The sequence below is a fragment of the Ruegeria sp. CG1 genome, assembly GCF_056537265.1.
The window spans coordinates 91702-108840 of the sequence record NZ_JBQFRF010000006.1; the positions used below are offsets into that span (position 1 = coordinate 91702).

General features: G+C 57.5%; 20 protein-coding genes and 1 riboswitch. Of the genes, 15 read left to right on the plus strand and 5 right to left on the minus strand.

The genetic code is table 11. From position 1 onward, the window contains the following. Window positions 1-83 precede the first annotated feature (83 nt). A complete protein-coding gene (locus ACR0AU_RS17455; RefSeq protein ID WP_170513659.1) occupies window positions 84-530 on the plus strand; it encodes a cytochrome c family protein in 447 nt (148 codons plus the stop codon). A 22-nt stretch (window positions 531-552) separates the two neighbouring features. On the opposite strand, the gene ACR0AU_RS17460 is transcribed toward ACR0AU_RS17455, so the two are convergent. After that, on the minus strand, window positions 553-1167 hold the full coding sequence (locus tag ACR0AU_RS17460; protein WP_170398286.1) for an FMN-binding negative transcriptional regulator: 615 nt from the start codon (window positions 1165-1167) through the stop codon (window positions 553-555). Window positions 1168-1222: 55 nt separating this feature from the next. Then, a riboswitch (FMN riboswitch) is annotated at window positions 1223-1369 on the plus strand. A 72-nt stretch (window positions 1370-1441) separates the two neighbouring features. Here ACR0AU_RS17460 and ACR0AU_RS17465 point away from each other — a divergent pair. The 5 genes from ACR0AU_RS17465 (at window position 1442) to cobO (ending at window position 5388) form a co-directional block, all read left to right on the plus strand. Further along, window positions 1442-1882, plus strand: a complete 441-nt coding sequence (locus ACR0AU_RS17465; protein ID WP_170733830.1) for a 6,7-dimethyl-8-ribityllumazine synthase — start codon at window positions 1442-1444, stop codon at window positions 1880-1882. A 111-nt stretch (window positions 1883-1993) separates the two neighbouring features. Further along, complete coding sequence (gene aroC / locus ACR0AU_RS17470) at window positions 1994-3094, plus strand: chorismate synthase (RefSeq protein ID WP_170733829.1); 1101 nt, start codon at window positions 1994-1996, stop codon at window positions 3092-3094. Continuing rightward, on the plus strand, window positions 3078-3740 hold the full coding sequence (locus tag ACR0AU_RS17475) for an HD domain-containing protein (RefSeq protein WP_170733884.1): 663 nt from the start codon (window positions 3078-3080) through the stop codon (window positions 3738-3740). Before aroC ends, ACR0AU_RS17475 begins: the two co-directional genes overlap by 17 nt. A gap of 54 nt (window positions 3741-3794) precedes the next feature. After that, window positions 3795-4730, plus strand: a complete 936-nt coding sequence (locus ACR0AU_RS17480; protein WP_170398226.1) for a DMT family transporter — start codon at window positions 3795-3797, stop codon at window positions 4728-4730. Window positions 4731-4788: 58 nt separating this feature from the next. Beyond that, window positions 4789-5388, plus strand: coding sequence for a cob(I)yrinic acid a,c-diamide adenosyltransferase (gene cobO, locus ACR0AU_RS17485; protein WP_170625409.1), 600 nt, complete (start codon window positions 4789-4791; stop codon window positions 5386-5388). On the opposite strand, the gene ACR0AU_RS17490 is transcribed toward cobO, so the two are convergent. The 4 genes from ACR0AU_RS17490 to ACR0AU_RS17505 form a co-directional block, all read right to left on the minus strand. Continuing rightward, entirely contained in the window at window positions 5385-5594 is a 210-nt protein-coding gene (locus tag ACR0AU_RS17490; protein ID WP_170398221.1) for a hypothetical protein, read from the minus strand. The genes cobO and ACR0AU_RS17490 overlap by 4 nt on opposite strands. Before the next feature lie 268 nt (window positions 5595-5862). After that, on the minus strand, window positions 5863-6228 hold the full coding sequence (locus ACR0AU_RS17495; protein WP_170664135.1) for an SPW repeat domain-containing protein: 366 nt from the start codon (window positions 6226-6228) through the stop codon (window positions 5863-5865). A 111-nt stretch (window positions 6229-6339) separates the two neighbouring features. Beyond that, window positions 6340-7290, minus strand: a complete 951-nt coding sequence (locus ACR0AU_RS17500) for an AraC family transcriptional regulator (protein WP_170613144.1) — start codon at window positions 7288-7290, stop codon at window positions 6340-6342. A 116-nt stretch (window positions 7291-7406) separates the two neighbouring features. Continuing rightward, the gene (locus ACR0AU_RS17505; protein ID WP_170398212.1) at window positions 7407-8273 is read right to left on the minus strand and encodes a branched-chain amino acid aminotransferase; all 867 of its coding nucleotides are present in this window, start codon (window positions 8271-8273) and stop codon (window positions 7407-7409) included. A 158-nt stretch (window positions 8274-8431) separates the two neighbouring features. Here ACR0AU_RS17505 and ACR0AU_RS17510 point away from each other — a divergent pair, with 158 nt between their 5' ends. The 9 genes from ACR0AU_RS17510 to napA all read left to right on the plus strand — a co-directional run bounded on the left by ACR0AU_RS17510 (window position 8432) and on the right by napA (window position 17116). Continuing rightward, the gene (locus ACR0AU_RS17510; protein ID WP_170398209.1) at window positions 8432-8944 is read left to right on the plus strand and encodes a MarR family winged helix-turn-helix transcriptional regulator; all 513 of its coding nucleotides are present in this window, start codon (window positions 8432-8434) and stop codon (window positions 8942-8944) included. Next, window positions 8941-9642: a response regulator gene (locus ACR0AU_RS17515; protein ID WP_170398206.1), complete on the plus strand. Its 702-nt coding sequence runs from the start codon at window positions 8941-8943 to the stop codon at window positions 9640-9642. The genes ACR0AU_RS17510 and ACR0AU_RS17515 overlap by 4 nt, the downstream gene beginning before the upstream one ends. 69 nt (window positions 9643-9711) lie before the next feature. Continuing rightward, entirely contained in the window at window positions 9712-10638 is a 927-nt protein-coding gene (locus ACR0AU_RS17520; RefSeq protein WP_170595083.1) for a histone deacetylase family protein, read from the plus strand. After that, window positions 10635-10877: an exodeoxyribonuclease VII small subunit gene (locus tag ACR0AU_RS17525; RefSeq protein ID WP_010443127.1), complete on the plus strand. Its 243-nt coding sequence runs from the start codon at window positions 10635-10637 to the stop codon at window positions 10875-10877. Before ACR0AU_RS17520 ends, ACR0AU_RS17525 begins: the two co-directional genes overlap by 4 nt. Beyond that, window positions 10878-11744, plus strand: coding sequence for a polyprenyl synthetase family protein (locus ACR0AU_RS17530; protein WP_170425564.1), 867 nt, complete (start codon window positions 10878-10880; stop codon window positions 11742-11744). Between the two features lie 14 nt (window positions 11745-11758). Next, window positions 11759-13687, plus strand: a complete 1929-nt coding sequence (gene dxs, locus ACR0AU_RS17535; RefSeq protein ID WP_170819095.1) for a 1-deoxy-D-xylulose-5-phosphate synthase — start codon at window positions 11759-11761, stop codon at window positions 13685-13687. Window positions 13688-13827: 140 nt separating this feature from the next. Further along, window positions 13828-14337, plus strand: coding sequence for a ferredoxin-type protein NapF (gene napF / locus ACR0AU_RS17540; RefSeq protein ID WP_170566668.1), 510 nt, complete (start codon window positions 13828-13830; stop codon window positions 14335-14337). Continuing rightward, window positions 14334-14606 (plus strand): chaperone NapD, encoded by a 273-nt coding sequence (locus tag ACR0AU_RS17545; protein ID WP_170566666.1) that lies wholly within the window; start codon window positions 14334-14336, stop codon window positions 14604-14606. The genes napF and ACR0AU_RS17545 overlap by 4 nt, the downstream gene beginning before the upstream one ends. A 17-nt stretch (window positions 14607-14623) precedes the next feature. Further along, on the plus strand, window positions 14624-17116 hold the full coding sequence (gene napA, locus ACR0AU_RS17550; RefSeq protein WP_170625402.1) for a nitrate reductase catalytic subunit NapA: 2493 nt from the start codon (window positions 14624-14626) through the stop codon (window positions 17114-17116). Window positions 17117-17139: the final 23 nt, after the last annotated feature.

Below are 17139 nucleotides of genomic sequence, written 5' to 3' on the forward strand. Positions count from 1 at the left end.
GATTATCTACCAGAATTCGATTGCACTCTAAACGGGAATGCGTGAAAGGCCACAGGCGCAATATTCCCAGCCGGAGATGTTCAATGCTCAAGATAGCAGCAACCGTAGTTTTTGTTTCGCTTCTGACTTCAGTACAGGCGATCGCAGCCGGCGATCCGGCGAAAGGCGAACAGCTCTATAACAGATGCTCTTCGTGCCATGCGATTATCAAAAATGGCGAGGTTCTGGTCAAAGGCGGCATCACCGGGCCGAATCTCTTTGGCGTAGTTGGCCGCACCGCCGGAACTGAGAACGATTATCTTTATGGAAGTGAACGTTTGCCCATCGGGATGTTCACCGACGACATGATCCGCGCCGGGCAAGAAGGGCTTGTGTGGACTGAAGAAAACATCGCCGCCTATTCTCGGGATCCGATCGGGTTCATCAAGGAATATCTGGATGATGACACCGCCCGCCCGAACATGAGCGTCAAGCTGAAAAAAGGCGCAGATGACATCGCTGCTTATCTCGCCACATTCAGCGCTCAATGAATGGAAGGCGAGAACGCGTGCCTCAGGCCTTGCGCATCAACGAGGCCAAGCGCGCCACCTCGCTGCCAAGTCCTGCTGAGTGCACGTGATCAGCCGCGCGATGTCGCGCCTCATCGGGTTTGTTCTGATTCAGCTTCCAAGTGCCGTCGATATCCGAGATCATGAGTCGGCAGGGAACGATCATGCGCATCATTCTATCCAGCGCGTCTGGTGTCATCTTGGACGCCAACCATGGCGGCTTTGGCAGCAGGCGATTTTCAAAGTCTGCCGCCTGCCGGTCGAGCAGATTTCGCAGGTCGTCCGTTGGCCGCATCTCAAGCACACCAGTTAGATGCACCGCTACATAGTTCCAGGTCGGCACCTGATCATCGACTTCGTACCAGTCAGGCGAGATATACCCATCCGGCCCCAACACAGCGATCTTCGCAGGTTGCGGCTGTTTCAGCGCCCTAACAATCGGATTTGACCGGACCAGATGCAGGTCAGCCGATGAAGCATCCTCGTTCAGAAGAAAGGGAACGTGGCTTAACAACGGTACATCCGATGTCGACACCGCCAGAACACCAAAGGCGCGGTCACGCGCAAACTCGATGTGACGCTCGCGCGTCTCGGCGCGAAAGGTGGGATTGGGATGCATATTCGTCCTCCTGCCAATTTCTCTTGCAGAAGCGATATCTCCTTGGCAAGGTCCCACTCGTTCTCAGGGCGGGGCGAAATTCCCCACCGGCGGTATGCGGGCATGACCCGTAAGCCCGCGAGCGGCCCCGGTCTCCGGGGTGTCAGCAGATCTGGTGAGAAGCCAGAGCCGACGGTTACAGTCCGGATGAAAGAGAACGTGCAGCACGCCGGTAATGCGGTGTGCCTGCTCGTGATCGCCTTGGGTGACGTGTCTGTTACGAAAGGAGATCATGATGACACACACCCGCTATGCTTTTGTCAAAGCCAACTGGCATTCAGATATCGTGGATCGCGCGCTGGATGGGTTTCTCGAACTAATTCCGGCCGATCAGGTTGATGTATTCGACGTTCCGGGCGCTTTCGAGATGCCCCTGCTGGCCCGTGACCTGGCGCAAACGGGGCGCTACGCCGCCGTAGCCTGCGCTGCCTTTGTAGTGGATGGCGGCATCTACCGGCATGACTTCGTCGCACAAGCAGTTGTCGATGGCTTGATGCGGGCCGGGCTCGATTCAGGTGTTCCGGTCCTGTCGGTTTCGCTGACACCGCATCAGTATCAGGAAACGGATCACCACAACGCCATCTATCGCGCGCATTTCATCGAAAAAGGGCGCGAGGCAGCTCATGCAGCGCTCAAGATCAACGCAACCCGCGCCATGGTGGCTCAAGCCGCCTGATTTATTCCAATCGCGCCGCCCACAGGGCGGCGCTTGCTTCTCTGCAAATGCAAATCCGCTTGAGGACCAAGGCACTCCCCGCTAATCACGTCGCTCAAAGGAGCATGCCCCATGTCGATGAACAGTTTTGGCCACCTCTTCCGCGTTACCACCTGGGGTGAAAGCCACGGGCCCGCCTTGGGGGCCACGGTCGACGGCTGCCCCCCGGGCGTTGAGATTAATGAAGCGATGATCCAGCACTGGCTGGATAAGCGCAAACCGGGTCAGAACAAATTCACCACCCAACGGCGTGAGCCCGATCAGGTGAAGATCCTGTCTGGCGTATTCGAAGGCCAGACAACCGGTACACCTGTGCAGCTGATAATCGAGAACACCGATCAACGCTCAAAAGACTACGGCGACATCATGGACAAGTTCCGTCCGGGACACGCCGACATCACATATTGGCAGAAATACGGGATCCGAGACTATCGCGGCGGCGGGCGCAGCTCCGCACGGGAAACGGCATCACGTGTAGCCGCAGGTGGACTGGCTCGCGAGGCGATCAAGCAGATTGCTCCGAATGTTCAGATCACTGGTTACATGACGCAGATCGGTCCGCACAAAATCAGTCGTGCCAATTTCGACTGGTCGCAGATCGAACAGAATCCATTCTGGACGCCCGACGCCAAAGCAGCCGAAGATTGGGCCGCTTATCTGGACGGCCTGCGCAAATCCGGCAACTCGGTCGGCGCAGTGGTCGAGGTCGTCGCGCGCGGCGTTCCGGCGGGGCTCGGCGCGCCGGTTTATGCCAAGTTAGACACTGATCTGGCTGCAGCCATGATGTCGATAAACGCCGTTAAAGGGGTCGAAATCGGTGAAGGCATGGCCGCCGCCGAACTGACCGGCGAGGCCAATGCTGACGAGATATTCATGGGACAGGACGGCCCTCAATACAGCTCGAACCACGCAGGCGGTATTCTGGGCGGCATTTCGACCGGCCAGGATGTTGTGGTGCGCTTTGCGGTCAAGCCGACCTCGTCCATTCTGACCACCCGCAAGACCATCACCAAATCCGGCGAAGAGACCGAGATCATTACCAAAGGCCGCCACGACCCCTGCGTCGGCATCCGCGCCGTTCCGGTAGGTGAGGCAATGATGGCTTGCGTGATCCTTGATCACCTGCTCCTGCACCGTGGTCAAATCGGCAAGAACCGTGGACGGATTGGCTGATCTGCGCGCTTCGCTGCGCGCGGTCGTCAGGCAACGGATGCAGACGGATCCGGCGCATGATCTGGCGCACCTGGATCGGGTTTGGGTGAATGCGCAGGCGATTGCGGATGATCAAGCCAACCCGCGTGTCTTGCTGGCGGCGTGTTATCTGCATGATCTGATCAACCTGTCAAAAGATGATCCGGATCGGCATCTGGCCTCGATGCGATCCGCCGCTGAATCAGAGCCTATTCTTGAAGAATTCGGCTATTCCACCACTGAAATTGGAGCCGTGCAGCACGCGATTGCCGCCCATAGCTTTTCGGCTAACATCCCGCCCGAAACACTCGAAGCGCGAATACTACGGGATGCCGATCGTCTGGATGCGTTGGGTGCTATCGGTATCGCCCGCAACTTTTCAGTATCGGGCGCCCTGGGACGCACCCTTTATGACCCGTCAGATCCGTTTGCCGAAAACCGTTTGCCGAATGACCTGATTTTTTCAATCGATCACTGGCAAATAAAACTGCTGCGCTTACCCAATGATATGCTGACCGAAAAAGGCAGGGCTATCGCGCAGGACCGAGCCGCGCGGATGATGAGGTTTCTAAAGGACCTGTCAGAGGAAATCGGAGCTCCGCTTCCACTAGACTGGTCCAATCTCTGATACGTCAACTTTGGCCAGTTGATCTTTCCGCCTCAAAGGCGCAGGTTCGCGACCATGGCGAAATCCTTAACATCACATCGTCCGGCATTGGCCGTGGCGCTCAAGCTCAGTGCGCTCGTGCTGTTCACGACGATGTCTGCATTGGTCAAGGCTTTGTCAGATGATTTCCCGCCGGGAGAGATGGTGTTTTTCCGCTCGCTTTTCGCGATTCCGGTTATCATCGCCTGGCTTGTCTGGCGAGGAGAGCTGGTGCACGGCTTTGTCGTCAAGAAGCCGATGGGCCATTTCTGGCGCGGGGTTCTGGGAACCTCGGCCATGGGGCTGACCTTTACTGGTCTTAGCCTGTTGCCGCTGCCCGAGGTAACCGCCATCGGATATGCAACCCCGATCTTCACGCTGATTCTGGCTGCAATCATGTTGGGCGAGCGGATACGAATGATTCGTATCGGGGCCGTCGCGCTTGGCCTTGTCGGCGTTCTGATCATGATCTGGCCCCGGCTGGGTTCAGGCACTGCCGAAACCGCCGCAACAATAGGTGCGCTTTGCGTGCTGGCTGCAACCGTTGCCCGTGCCTTTGTGCAGATACATATTCGACAACTGGTACAGGTGGATCATCCCGCCGCAATCGTGTTCTATTTCTCTCTCACAGCGACCTTGCTTTCGGGTCTCACAGTGTTTTGGGGCTGGGTTATCCCGACATGGGAGCAAGCCGCATTGCTGGTGACAATCGGCCTGATCGGCGGAGTGGCGCAGATTCTGGTGACCTCGTCCTACAAGTTTGGACAAGCGTCAATGCTGGCACCTTATGACTACACCACAATGCTGTTCGCCATTGTCATTGGTTATTTCTGGTTCGATGAGTTGCCAACCCTGGTGATGCTGGGCGGCGCGGCGTTGGTGATTGCAGGCAACGTCGTGGTGATCCTGCGTGAACGACAACTTGGCCTTGATCGGACCAAAGCGCGATCAGCAACGGATCCCAAAGCCTGACTTTACCTTTCGCAATCTTTCCCTAGGTTGGGTCGCGATATACCTATGAGGTTTCCCGATGAGCGACGCACAGAACCACAAAGAAAAGATGCAAGAGGTGCAAGCCAAGCACCGCAAGAAAGTCTCGGAAGCGGTCGATCCCGGCCGGGGACTGGTGCTGATCAATACAGGTAAGGGCAAGGGAAAATCCTCGGCTGCGTTTGGCGTGGTGATCCGGGCATTGGGCTGGGGCCAGAAAGTGGCTGTGGTTCAGTTCATCAAGGGCAAGTGGAAAACCGGTGAGCGCAGGTTCTTTGAGGGACGCGATCTGGTCACCTGGCACACGATGGGCGAAGGGTTTACCTGGGATACGCAGGACCGCGAGCGCGACATCGCGGCAGCGACTTCGGCCTTCAACAAGGCCTGTGATCTGATGAAAAGCGGCGACTACGATCTGGTTGTCCTCGACGAGATCAATATCGCCCTGCGCTACGAATACCTTTCAGTAGACACTGTTATTGAAGGGCTTCAGACCCGATCAGACAAAACCAGCGTGTTCCTGACTGGCCGGGATGCCCCGCAAGCCCTCAGGGACTATGCGGATCTGGTAACCGAGATGACCGAAGAAAAACACCCGTTCCAAGCCGGCATCAAAGCCCAACGTGGTGTGGATTTCTAGGCCCGCGCACCACCCTCATTCAGCGCGCGCATCGAATCGCGCCTGACTGCGTACATCGTTGCGGCTGAGCGTTCTTCGAGCGCCCGGCAGCGCTCGGCGTTGCAGGTCTTGTGATCGAGATAGGCCGCGACTTCTGAGGTTAGCGCGTCGCAATCACACGATGCACAGCAGGGATCGGCCATCAGTTCTTCAAATCGATCACGCAATCGCGGGCTCCTTTGGTCGTTCCCGGGGCGATGGCGGGCTTTCACATCTGCTTTTGCTGAGCCCACAGATCGCCCCGGAACCAGTTGCTTGATGGTGTCATCTGGCGTTGCGCTATATCTGATGGTTTTTGTCGGAAAATTCAAGCCTGAAAATCTGATGCAACAGGGGCGACCCATTGGGCAAATTTGGCCTTATTAGTGTCTAAAACAAAAAAAGGCCATCCGGATGCCCGCATGGCCCAGCTGATCGCTACGGTTCTGACTCACTTCAAGCAATAGCGCTCTGTTCGGGCGCGCTGAGCGAGATCACCACAACGACTGCGGCCCCGTTCACCCAGTAGAACAACGCATCAAGCCCAGAAAATCCAAACAGGCTGGGCGCAAACAGGAACGTGACGCCGACAAGCAGATCAACAGCCAAGTGGAACTTGTATGGCAGAACCCGCCAAATCCCAAGGTGATGGTCTGTCAGAACGGTCAGCACGAATGCTGCAATGCCGGTCACAACGGACAGCCAAAGTGCCAGCGGGTTGGACTGGCCCAACCCCAGTACAAAAGGCAAAACCATCAGCGCAATCGCAACCGGGTAGTCAAGATAGGCATGGACAGAACGGGTGACAAAACGCAGGGACATGTGAACTTCCTTTCTTCAATCAGTGATGATCAAAGATTAGGGGCGCGCGATTGAACGCAACATCTCAGTTCGTTTTACATTTATTGCAGATCGTTCAAATGATTTGTACGATTAGTGCATCGCACGGTACGCGGCGGGCGACAGTCCGACCTGCTTCTTGAACACGCGTGAAAACGCAGCCTCGGACGCGTATCCCACTTCTGCTGCGGCATCCGCAACGTTCCAGCGATTTTCGGTCAACCCATGGCACGCGATCTGCATCCGCCAGTCCGTCAGGTACTGCATCGGGGTAGTCCCCATCTTTTGTGAGAAAAGCTGCGCAAATGCGGTGCGTGACATTGCTGCTTCTCGCGCGAGCATCGCAACGCTCCACTCCTGCGCCGGAGACTGGTGAAATGCTGTCAGCGCCCGCGAGATGCGCGGATCGGCAAATCCGGCAAGCGCGGCATCATGAGGACTTTGATGTTCAAGGTATGCCCGGATCGCTTGCGCAAACAGCACTTCGGACAGTTTCAGCGCGATCAGGTCACCGCCGATGCGAGCACCGGACACTTCAGACCCGATCATGCGCAATGTCGCCTCGATCCAGGCACCCGCTTCTTCACCGTAATTCTCGATCAGTATAAAAGGTGGCAATCGGTCGATCAGCATATGACCGGTTCCGTTTCGCCCGGCTGGCCCGGTGAATGAGAAATGTCCGCAAATCAGTTGCGTATCGCGCTCATCTTCCTCACCGCCATAAACTAGGACACCATCGCCTTTGTAGCCTGACAGCTCTAACACCTGCTCAAGGGGCAAGGCATCATAGGGTTTGACTTCATTACACAGCAGCGCATGCGGCGCACCGTGGGGAATAAGAATCAGATCACCCTGCCGCAACCGCAAGGTCTCGCCGGTTGTTGGCAGGTGCACCTTCAATTCACCGCGTTGCACAAAGTGAAACCGGGCCACGTTCTCGAAGCCCGGCACCTGTATCCCAAACGGCGGAGTAAAGGATGTGCGGAAATAAAATGTGCCACGCAGAGACAGGCGTGTAAGGATATCGCTGAGAAGATCTAACATGAGCCAACGATACGGCTTGGCCCGGCAGCGTCCATACCTTCGAACGATCTGCATGCATATTTGCATGATCTGCAATCAAAACCCCCGCCTGAGCGGGGGTTCAATACGGTGTTAACTTACGCGCGGACCAATTTCTCGTAATCTTCGGCGATTTCGCGGGTCAGATCGCCAACCTCGAAGGTATAATCGCCGATCTGCCCGACAGGTGTAACTTCGGCTGCAGTGCCAGTCAGCCAGCATTGCTCGAAATCGGCCATCTCCTCGGGACGGATCCGACGTTCATGAACAGTGATGCCCTTGTCTTTCAGCATCTGGATCACCGTCTGACGAGTGATGCCGTTGAGGAAGCAATCGGCCAGCGGGGTGTGCACTTCGCCATCCTTAACGAAGAAGACATTTGCCCCCGTCGCCTCGGCGACATTGCCATTATAATCCATGAACAAAGCGTCCGAGCAGCCTTTGGCCTCAGCTTTGTGTTTGGAAATGGTGCAGATCATGTAAAGACCTGCTGCCTTGGCATGGACTGGAATGGTTTCCGGACTGGGTCGTTTCCACTCGGCGATGTCCAACTTGGCGCCTTGCATCTTAGCGTCACCGTAATAGGCACCCCAAGGCCAAACAGCGATGGCCATCCGAACCGGATTCTTGGCGGACGCCACACCCATATCCTCGCCCGAGCCACGCCAGACCAGCGCACGTACATACGCATCTTGAAGACCACTGGCTTTGAGCGCTTCTTCCTTGGCGGCCTCGATCTCATCGACCGAGTATGGCATCGGCATATCCAGCGCCTCTGCCGACGCGATCAGGCGTTCGGAATGCTCGCGGCTTTTGAAGATCTTGCCGTTGTAAGCGCGCTCACCCTCGAACACCGAAGACGCATAATGCATCGCGTGGGACAGGATGTGCACATTGGCCTCACGCCAGGGCACCAATTCGCCATCCATCCAGATGACACCGTCGCGATCGTCATATCCAGCCATGCGAAACCTCCTGAACCGGTCGATATTTCCGAATGTTGCGCCGTTTAGGTCCGTATCGGACACAATGTTGCGCAAAAACTGCGATTCGATACCTGTGCGCTCTTGGAATGTCAATAAGGCTGACATAAAGTCAGATTATATTGCGAATGAGGCCCAACATGACCGACATCCGTCCCGCCCCGGTCTTTGGCGGAGAAAGCCTGTTGTTTCTGACAGATGAACAACTGAGGCAGGGCATCGAGGCCATGTTTTTTGCCTATCGCGGCTTTACCGCTGATCCGGACCGTATCCTGACTGAATTGGCCTACGGCCGTGCTCATCATCGGGCCATCCACTTCATCAATCGTGCACCCGGGACAACGGTCAACAACCTGCTGGCCATATTGGGTGTTACGAAACAATCACTGAACCGCGTCTTGCGCAGCCTGATCGAAGATGGGTTGGTCGAAAGCCGGGTCGGAACAGTGGACAAACGCGAACGCCACCTATTTTTGACGGATAAGGGAAAGGCGTTAGAGGCCAAACTCTCCGACGCCCAGCGCGCCCGGATGCGCGCGGCCTACAAGGATGCGGGCCCCGAAGCGGTGGCCGGGTTTCGCAAAGTGCTTGAAGCAATGATGGATGCTGATATGCGTCGTGCATATACGAAACTGCGGGATACGACTTCATGAGCGAAATGGACGCCCATCTTCTGATCGTCGACGATGACGAGCGCATTCGCGATTTGCTCAAGAAATTCCTGATGCGCAGCGGGTTTCTGGTGACCTCAGCGCGGGATGCAGCCCATGCGCGGCGGGTTTTGTCGGGACTGGATTTCGATCTGATCGTGCTGGATGTGATGATGCCCGGTGAGGACGGTGTGAGCCTGACCCGATCTCTGCGCGACACCCATTCCACCCCGATCCTGCTTTTGACGGCCAAGGGCGAGACCGAGCATCGGATTGCCGGGCTTGAGGCGGGTGCGGATGACTATCTGGCCAAGCCATTCGAGCCGAAAGAGTTGCTGCTGAGGATCAACGCCATTCTGCGTCGGATGCCAGAGACACCTGCACAGGACACGGCGGCGAAGATTCTACATCTTGGGCCCATTCGCTATGATATCGAACGCGGTGAGATGTGGCAGGGCGAAGACCCGGTGCGCCTAACCGCGACCGAAAGCCAGTTGATGAAAATATTCTCGGCTCAACCCGGCGAACCGATCAGCCGAGCCAAGCTGGTCGAAGATCTGGGGCGTGACAAAGGTCAGGCACAGGAGCGCGCTGTGGACGTACAGATCACCCGCTTGCGTCGGAAGCTTGAGCAAGATCCGAAGCAACCCCGGTATCTGCAGACCGTACGGGGTGCAGGGTATATGTTGGCACCGGATTGATTTTGCCGCTGCGCGGCGATCTTAGGCCTTCGGCGAAGGTATTTTTAGCCAGATGAAGATGGGATCCTGATGAAAACCGCCCTTTTGACCCATGCAGATTGTTTGCACCATGTGACACCTGAGGGACATCCGGAACGGGTGGCGCGGTTAGAGCATATCCTACATGCGCTTGAGGGGCTGGATCTTCAGCGTGTGACGGCGCCGTTGGCGGCGGATGATGATCTGCTAAGGGTGCATCCGCAGAACCATATCAGCGATATTCTCGACCACAGGCCCCCGGATGGGTTCAAACAGATTGATGGGGATACGTTCATGTCTCCGGGATCTGTTGATGCAGCCTATCGTGCGGCGGGTGCCGCCGTGCGGGCCGTTGATATAGTTCTGGCCGGCGAAGCGCCGAACGCGTTTTGCGCTATTCGGCCTCCGGGGCATCATGCCGAGACCGAGACGGCCATGGGGTTCTGCCTGTTTGGGAATGCCGCGCTGGCTGCAAAGCACGCGTTGGATCATCACGGGTTGAACCGCGTGGCAGTGGTGGATTTCGACGTGCATCATGGCAATGGCACGCAAGACCTGCTGTGGGATGAGAAACGCGCTTTGGTGATTACCAGCCAGCAGATGCCCTTATGGCCCGGCTCGGGCCGCCCGGATGAGACCGGTGCTTATGAAACCGTTTTGAACATACCATTGGCTCCGGGCACGGGTGGGGCCGAGATGCGGGCAGCCTATGAAGCGCAAGCCTTTCCGCGTCTGCGGGCGTTTAGGCCGGAACTGATCATTATTTCCGCTGGGTTTGATGCGCATCAGGATGATCCGTTGGCCAATCTCAATTGGTCCACTGGCGATTTCGCCTGGATCACGGCGGAGCTGTGCAAGATTGCCGATGACGTGTGTGATGGCCGTATCGTCTCGACTCTGGAAGGCGGTTATGATCTGAACGCATTGGCCGAGGCGACACGCGCCCATGTGGAAGAACTGATAAAGGCAGCACGATGACCGATACCCCAGTTGAACAGATGACGTTCGAACAAGCGATGAAAGAGCTTGAGGCCGTGGTTGGCCAGTTGGAACGTGGTGATGTGGCGCTGGATCAATCGATTGCGCTGTACGAACGTGGCGCCGCATTGAAGAAGCGCTGCGAGGATGAGTTGAAGCGTGCTGAGGAAAAAGTGGCCGCGATCACTCTGGACGCAGATGGCCAGCCAACCGGGACGACGCCTGTCGAAGGTCAGTAAATGTTTCGTGAAAAGCTGGCACAGGATGCCGCGCTGATTCAGAGCCATTTCGATCTGGTTCTGAGCGCGCTGGATGATCTGGATGTGACACGGGCCATGGCCTATGCCACCGAGGGCGGCAAGCGTCTGCGAGGGTTTCTGGTATTGGAAAGCGCGCGGTTGCTTGGCGTCGATACAGCTCGGGCAATCTGGCCAGCGACAGGTATCGAAGCGCTGCATGCATACTCTCTGGTCCATGACGACCTGCCTTGCATGGATGATGACGACCTGAGGCGTGGACGCCCGACGGTGCACGTGAAATGGGATGAGGGCACCGCCGTTCTGGCCGGGGATGCGCTGCAGACACTTGCGTTTGAGCTTTGCGCTCGACCAGAGGTTGGAAACGCTGAAATACGCGCTGAACTGGCTCTAACGCTGGCAAAAGCGAGCGGCGCACAGGGTATGGTTCTGGGTCAGGCGCTGGATATCGCCGCTGAGACGGCGGCGGAGCCGCTGACACTGGATGAGATTACACATCTGCAAGCGGGCAAGACCGGTGCGTTGATCGAATGGTCCGCCTGCGCGGGTGCGCGATTGGCGCAGGCCGATCCCACCCCCTTGCGCCAATATGCCCAGGCGCTTGGGCTTGCCTTTCAGATCGCGGATGACATTTTGGATGTCGAAGGAGATGCCGAAAAGGCCGGAAAGCGGCTGCAGAAAGACGCCGAGGCGGGCAAAGCGACCTTTGTCTCGCTACTGGGTCTGGACGCCGCCAGATCCCGTGCAATTGAGCTTGTGGATCAGGCTTGTGCTGCGCTGGACGAACATGGCCCCGCTGCAGAAACCTTGAAGCAGGCTGCCCGCTTCGTTATTGCCCGGGACAGCTAAGCCAGGAACGCCAAATGTCTGACCGCCCGAATACGCCCTTGTTGGACCTTGTGAGCCGCCCAGCGGATCTGAAGCAGTTTTCAGATGCGCAGTTGCATCAGGTCGCACATGAGTTGCGGGCCGAGACGATTTCAGCAGTTTCGGTGACCGGAGGGCATCTGGGCGCGGGTCTGGGTGTCGTCGAGCTGACCACGGCGCTGCACGCGGTATTCGACACGCCACGAGACAAGATCATCTGGGACGTAGGTCACCAGTGTTATCCGCACAAGATTCTGACAGAACGCCGGGACCGAATTCGCACCCTGCGCACAAAAGACGGCCTAAGCGGATTCACCAAGCGCAGTGAAAGCGCCTATGATCCATTTGGCGCTGCACATTCCAGTACCTCGATCAGTGCCGCGCTAGGCTTTGCTGTCGCGCGTGATCTGGGCGGCGTTACGCCTGAAGGGCTGGGCGATGCGATCGCTGTGATCGGCGATGGCTCTATGTCCGCCGGCATGGCCTTTGAGGCGATGAATAATGCAGGCCATCTGAAGAAACGCTTGATCGTAATTCTCAATGACAATGAGATGAGCATTGCACCGCCGGTGGGTGCCCTATCGAATTATCTATCGCGCATTTATGCCGAAGAACCGTTTCACGATCTGAAAGCTGCTGCCAAAGGTGCGGTGTCGTTGCTGCCGGAACCCTTCCGCGAAGGGGCAAAGCGCGCCAAGGATATGCTGAAGGGCATGGCCATGGGCGGGACGCTATTTGAAGAGCTCGGCTTTTCCTATCTCGGCCCCATCGACGGGCATGATCTGGACCAGTTGCTGCCGGTTCTGCGTGCGGTCAAGGCGAAGGCAAGCGGACCGATCCTGATCCATGTGCTGACCAAGAAAGGCAAGGGGTATGCCCCCGCCGAACAGGCCCGCGACAAGGGCCACGCGACCGCCAAGTTCGACGTGGTGACGGGCGAGCAGAAAAAGGCGCCCTCCAACGCGCCTTCCTATACCTCGGTCTTTGGCAAGACACTGGTCGATGAAGCAGCGCGGGATGACAAGATCGTCGCGGTTACAGCCGCGATGCCGGACGGGACCGGGCTGAACCTGTTTGCCGAGCGCTATCCGTCGCGCTGTTTCGACGTAGCGATTGCCGAACAGCATGGCGTGACCTTCTCGGCTGCGTTGGCCGCCGGGGGGATGAAGCCTTTCTGTGCGATGTATTCAACCTTCCTGCAGCGTGGTTACGATCAGGTTGTGCATGATGTGGCGATCCAACGCCTGCCGGTGCGATTTGCCATCGACCGTGCGGGTCTGGTTGGGGCAGACGGTGCGACCCATGCGGGGTCGTTTGATATTGCTTACATGGCCAACCTTCCGGGTATGGTTGTCATGGCGGCCGCAGATGAGGCCGAATTGATGCACATGGTCGCCACTGCGGTGGCACATGACGATGGCCCGATCGCTTTCCGGTATCCTCGCGGCGAAGGAGCGGGCGTTGATCTGCCCGAGCGCGGAGAAGTATTGGAGATCGGCAAGGGCCGGTTGATCCAGAAAGGTGCCCGGGTGGCGCTGCTGTCTTTCGGTACGCGGCTGGCCGAAGTGCAGAAAGCAGCAGAGGCGCTATCGGCGCGCGGGATCAAGCCCACCATCGCCGATGCACGCTTTGCCAAACCGCTGGATCGGGACCTGATCCTTGATCTGGCTGCCAATCACGAGGCACTGATCACCATCGAGGAAGGTGCCATCGGCGGCTTTGGCAGCCATGTTGCGCAATTGCTTGCGGATGAGGGCGTGTTTGACGAAGGGTTGAAGTATCGCTCGATGGTGCTGCCGGATATCTTCATCGATCAGGCGAGCCCGGCGGATATGTACGCCGTCGCAGGAATGAACGCAGAACAGATCGAGGCAAAGGTGCTTTCGGTTCTTGGCGTTGCTACAATCGGTGAGAAACGCGCCTGATATTCGGGTGTTGCCGCCCCTGGATGCTGAAAAAATAAGCAGTTCAAAAATGATCTAGGTCAATTCCTTACACGCTGTGCTACGCTAACACCCGAGTCAGGCAGGCCAACCCCTGTCGATCACTCAAAGGTCGCGAGCGAATGAACAAGCTAGCCAGCCGACGCGCATTCCTGAAAGGGAAAGTGCTGCGCGAGGATACATCAGCCATCCACCCACCGGGTGCGGTGACCGAGTTTCTTGAGCTTTGCACTCAATGCGACGAATGCCGCGAGGCCTGCCCTGAAGATATCATCCGTTTCGACGCGCAAGGCTGGCCTGTTGTGCAATTGGACGCAGGCCCCTGCACTTTTTGCGGTGATTGCGCCAACGCTTGCCCGACCGGGGCGCTGAATCCTGAACACGTGGCTGATTGGCCTTGGCGCGCTGCGGTGTCGGCCTCTTGCCTGTCGATGAATGGTGTCAGCTGTCGGGTTTGTCAGGATGTGTGCGACCAAAACGCGATCCGCTTTCGGCTGCAAACCGGTGGTCGTGCTGAACCCCAACTCGACACCGATATTTGTACCGGCTGTGGCGCTTGTGCCAGCGCCTGTCCTGCCGGTTCTGTCAGCTTCGAACGCCACACCCCGCCCGCTCAGGAGGTAGCCTTATGAATATCTGTGGATGCCTCGTCCATGTAACACCCGAAACCACGCAGAGTGCACAGGCCGCGATTGCAAGTACAAACGGGGCAGAAGTTCACGCGGCATCCGAGGATGGCCGCATTGTTGTTGTGGTCGAGGATACGCCGGAAAAAATGGCGTCCGAGACGATCATGGATCTGCATCAGATCCCGGGTGTGATCTCTCTGACCCTGACCTACCACCATTTCGAAGACCTCGCGGAGACCCGTCCGCACCTTAATGCTTCTCGCCAGATCTAAAGCCGGAGACCCATGTCATGACCATCTCTGAATCCCGCCGGACCTTCTTGAAATCAACCGCCGCTGCTGCGACAGCATCAGCCGCAGGACTTCCCCTTGCGACCGGACAAGCCAGCGCTCAGGTCGGCAACCCTGATATCCGTTGGGACAAAGCCGCCTGCCGGTTCTGCGGCACCGGATGCTCGGTTCTGGTTGGCACCAAAGACGGGCGCGTGGTCGCCACGCAAGGCGACCCGGATGCGCCGGTGAACCGCGGTCTGAACTGTATCAAGGGCTATTTCCTGTCCAAGATCATGTACGGCAAAGACCGCCTGACCACGCCGATGCTGCGCAAAACCAACGGCGAATATGACAAGAACGGTGAATTCGAACCCGTCAGCTGGGACGAAGCCTTCGACGTCATGGCTGCCAAGTGGAAAGAGGCCCTTGCCAAGAAAGGCCCGACCAGCGTTGGCATGTTCGGTTCGGGCCAGTGGACCGTTTGGGAAGGCTACGCCGCTGCCAAACTGATGAAGGCTGGTTTCCGGTCCAACAACATCGACCCGAACGCGCGCCACTGTATGGCCTCGGCGGTTGTCGGCTTCATGCGCACTTTCGGCATTGATGAACCAATGGGCTGCTATGACGATTTCGAGCACGCAGACACATTCGTGCTCTGGGGCTCGAACATGGCCGAGATGCACCCGATTCTGTGGTCACGCCTGACCGACACACGTCTGACCAAACCAGGATCCGAAGTGCATGTACTGTCGACCTATGAACACCGCTCGTTCGAGTTGGCCGACAATGGAATGGTCTTTGCGCCGCAGACCGATCTGGCGATCCTGAACTATATCGCCAACTACATTATCCAGAACGGCGCGGTGAACGAAGAGTTCGTCAACAAACACGTCAACATCACCAAGACCGCCACCGATATTGGCTATGGACTGCGCGATAACAACCCGCTGCAGGAAGAGGCAGAGAATCCAAACTCTGGCAAGATGGAGCCGATCAGCTTCGAAGAATATGCCGAAGCGGTATCGGAATACACGCTGGAATACACATCGGAACTCTCAGGTGTTCCTGCCGCTCAGCTTGAGCGTCTGGCCCAGCAATATGCCGACCCCAACCGCAAAGTGATGAGCCTGTGGACCATGGGCTTCAACCAGCACACTCGCGGATCGTGGGTGAACTCGCTGATGTACAATGTGCACCTGCTGGTGGGTAAGATTTCCGAACCCGGAAACTCGCCCTTCTCGCTCACCGGTCAACCTTCGGCCTGTGGTACGGCACGTGAGGTCGGAACCTTCGCTCACCGTCTGCCGGCTGATATGGTTGTGGCAAACGACAAACACCGCGAGATTTGCGAGACCGCGTGGAAAATTCCTGCGGGCACCATCCCACCCAAACCCGGATTCCACGCCGTTTTGCAGCACCGCAAGCTGAAGGACGGCGATCTGAATGCCTATTGGGTGCAGTGCACCAACAACATGCAGGCCGCGCCCAATATCAACGAAGAAGGCTATCCCGGCTATCGCAACCCGGAGAACTTCATTGCCGTCTCCGATCCCTATCCTACTGTAACAGCCCTGTCGGCTGACCTGATCCTGCCTACCGCCATGTGGGTCGAGAAGGAAGGCGCCTATGGCAACGCCGAGCGTCGCACCCAATTCTGGCGGCAACAGGTCAAAGCTCCGGGCGAAGCGAAATCCGATCTGTGGCAGTTGATGGAGTTCTCCAAACGCTTCACCGTTGAAGAGGTTTGGGGTGAGGAACTGCTGGCCACCATGCCAGAACATCGTGGTAAGACCATGTATGACGTGCTGTTCGCCAATGGCACGATCGACAAGTTCCCGCTGTCAGAGACCGCAGAGGGTTTCGACAACGACGAGTCCGAGCACTTTGGCTACTACGTGCAAAAGGGCCTGTTCGAGGAATATGCCGAGTTTGGGCGCGGCCACGCGCACGATCTGGCCCCATTCGAAACCTACCACCAGGCGCGTGGCCTGCGCTGGCCAGTCGTGGATGGCAAGGAAACACTGTACCGCTTCCGAGAAGGCTATGATCCGTATGTGCCTGAAGGCGAAGACGTGAAATTCTATGGCCATAAGGACGGCAAGGCCAAGATCATCTTCGCGCCATACGAACCCGCCCCCGAGGTGCCGGATGAGGAATTCAACCTGTGGCTCTGCACCGGGCGTGTGCTGGAACATTGGCATTCAGGTTCGATGACCCGCCGCGTGCCCGAACTGCACCGCTCCTATCCCGCCGCCGTTGTCTACATGCACCCGGATGATGCGCGCGACCGCGGTCTGCGCCGCGGGCAGGAGATCGTTCTTTCCACCCGCCGCGGCGAAGTTAACAGCCGGGTCGAAACCCGAGGCCGGAACAAAGTGCCGCGTGGCCTGGTGTTCATGCCATGGTTTGACGAAGGCCAGTTGACAAACAAGCTGACGTTGGACGCGACCTGCCCGCTCTCGAAAGAGACCGACTTCAAGAAATGCGCCTGTAAGGTCGAGCGCGCGTAAAAGGCTGGCAAGGCAAAGGTCGT

Bases quoted from the DNA above. Each gene is read 5' to 3' on its own strand.
- ACR0AU_RS17545 (WP_170566666.1), top strand. From the start codon at position 14,334: ATGAATATCTGTGGATGCCTCGTCCATGTAACACCCGAAACCACGCAG.
- cobO (WP_170625409.1), top strand. From the start codon at position 4,789: ATGAGCGACGCACAGAACCACAAAGAAAAGATGCAAGAGGTGCAAGCC.
- ACR0AU_RS17500 (WP_170613144.1), bottom strand. From the start codon at position 7,290: ATGTTAGATCTTCTCAGCGATATCCTTACACGCCTGTCTCTGCGTGGC.
- dxs (WP_170819095.1), top strand. From the start codon at position 11,759: ATGTCTGACCGCCCGAATACGCCCTTGTTGGACCTTGTGAGCCGCCCA.
- ACR0AU_RS17505 (WP_170398212.1), bottom strand. From the start codon at position 8,273: ATGGCTGGATATGACGATCGCGACGGTGTCATCTGGATGGATGGCGAA.
- ACR0AU_RS17510 (WP_170398209.1), top strand. From the start codon at position 8,432: ATGACCGACATCCGTCCCGCCCCGGTCTTTGGCGGAGAAAGCCTGTTG.
- ACR0AU_RS17530 (WP_170425564.1), top strand. From the start codon at position 10,878: ATGTTTCGTGAAAAGCTGGCACAGGATGCCGCGCTGATTCAGAGCCAT.
- ACR0AU_RS17515 (WP_170398206.1), top strand. From the start codon at position 8,941: ATGAGCGAAATGGACGCCCATCTTCTGATCGTCGACGATGACGAGCGC.
- ACR0AU_RS17460 (WP_170398286.1), bottom strand. From the start codon at position 1,167: ATGCATCCCAATCCCACCTTTCGCGCCGAGACGCGCGAGCGTCACATC.
- ACR0AU_RS17455 (WP_170513659.1), top strand. From the start codon at position 84: ATGCTCAAGATAGCAGCAACCGTAGTTTTTGTTTCGCTTCTGACTTCA.
- napF (WP_170566668.1), top strand. From the start codon at position 13,828: ATGAACAAGCTAGCCAGCCGACGCGCATTCCTGAAAGGGAAAGTGCTG.
- ACR0AU_RS17495 (WP_170664135.1), bottom strand. From the start codon at position 6,228: ATGTCCCTGCGTTTTGTCACCCGTTCTGTCCATGCCTATCTTGACTAC.
- napA (WP_170625402.1), top strand. From the start codon at position 14,624: ATGACCATCTCTGAATCCCGCCGGACCTTCTTGAAATCAACCGCCGCT.
- ACR0AU_RS17520 (WP_170595083.1), top strand. From the start codon at position 9,712: ATGAAAACCGCCCTTTTGACCCATGCAGATTGTTTGCACCATGTGACA.
- aroC (WP_170733829.1), top strand. From the start codon at position 1,994: ATGTCGATGAACAGTTTTGGCCACCTCTTCCGCGTTACCACCTGGGGT.
- ACR0AU_RS17525 (WP_010443127.1), top strand. From the start codon at position 10,635: ATGACCGATACCCCAGTTGAACAGATGACGTTCGAACAAGCGATGAAA.
- ACR0AU_RS17480 (WP_170398226.1), top strand. From the start codon at position 3,795: ATGGCGAAATCCTTAACATCACATCGTCCGGCATTGGCCGTGGCGCTC.
- ACR0AU_RS17465 (WP_170733830.1), top strand. From the start codon at position 1,442: ATGACACACACCCGCTATGCTTTTGTCAAAGCCAACTGGCATTCAGAT.